Annotated in this window: 1 pseudogene; it reads right to left on the bottom strand. The window is 56.8% G+C overall.

Annotation, left to right across the window (positions count from 1 at the left end):
- Positions 1 to 1,100, bottom strand: a pseudogene (iucC, locus tag RTW80_RS25730) (NIS family aerobactin synthetase IucC); the annotation flags it as partial.

The following is a 1,100-nucleotide window of genomic DNA, read 5'->3' as shown; positions in this document are numbered from 1 at the left end:
ATATATGCGCCTGCCAGCGGCTGATTGTTTTCGTCGCACTCCATCAGTGTTGCCATCAGAACCGGACTTTCATCCGGTTTCAGCCAGCGGCACGGATTCTCCCGCCAGATAACACCAAGCATTTCCTGGTAGCGATAGGGAGCCCGGGCAAGCGCGGCATAGCCTTCATGGGAGACATAGCCTGCAGCCGGTTCACCAAGTATCACTGCGCCGCTTTGCACTAGGGTGGCGTCGGTCGCAAAAACCTGTTGTAGCCAGCGTGAAGCCAGTGGTCCGGCAGCGATGTATCTGCCAGGGATCCCCCGGTAGCATGAGGTGTTGTAGATGGTCAGCGGCAGCTTGATATCCAGCCCGCCCCGGCGACTGGCGTTGGTCAGGGTACGCAGCGACTGCTGGGCGAGCCACTGGTCGCCAAACTCGCCGAGAGACACCATCCTGCCTTCGGCAAAATCAGCGATGAAGTCGGTAGCGATTTTTTGCTGCCACTGCCACGGATGTACCGGCAGCGGCAGCCAGTTATGATCCAGTCCGTTTTCCTGCCAGACCTGACTGAAGCGGGCAAACTCCTGCGGATCCATTGCGGCCGTCAACAACTGATGAATATCCATCTCGTTATCACAGCGCCAGATCATATGTTCACGTTTTACCGCCAGCCAGTGCAGTCTGAAGGTGTTGGCATACTCTGGCGCATATCGTTCCAGCGCCTCTTTACCCCAGCCACGGCGACCTTTATTAAAAACGAATTTAGGATGACCGCTCAGCAGGCATTGCAGGCGGTCGGCATTAAGATTAATCAGGTCACTGGCGCTCAGCCCGCGACGGGCTTTCAGTAGTTGCAGGTCGCCCAGCAGCGTGGCATACAAATCCTGCATATGCTCAGCAACGGTTGCATCGCTCATTGACAGTACCTGCTTTAGCTGCATCAGCAGCGTCTGAGCCAGTACTGGCTCGTCCGCGCAGCGCAGAGTTTGAGCATCAATCCAGAGCCAGCCCCAGATACCACGTTCAGCGATGAAGCGCCATTGTGCTCCCGGCAGGTTAATGCAGTAGCGGTCATCGCCCTGAGATTCCGCGTGGAAAACCTGCTCATACTCCAGCTC

Source organism: Escherichia sp. AM3 (assembly GCF_032029835.1).
Classification (GTDB): Bacteria; Pseudomonadota; Gammaproteobacteria; order Enterobacterales; family Enterobacteriaceae; genus Escherichia; species Escherichia coli.
The sequence above is the reverse complement of the archived record's forward strand: the minus strand, read 5'-3'. Positions and strand labels throughout refer to the sequence as shown.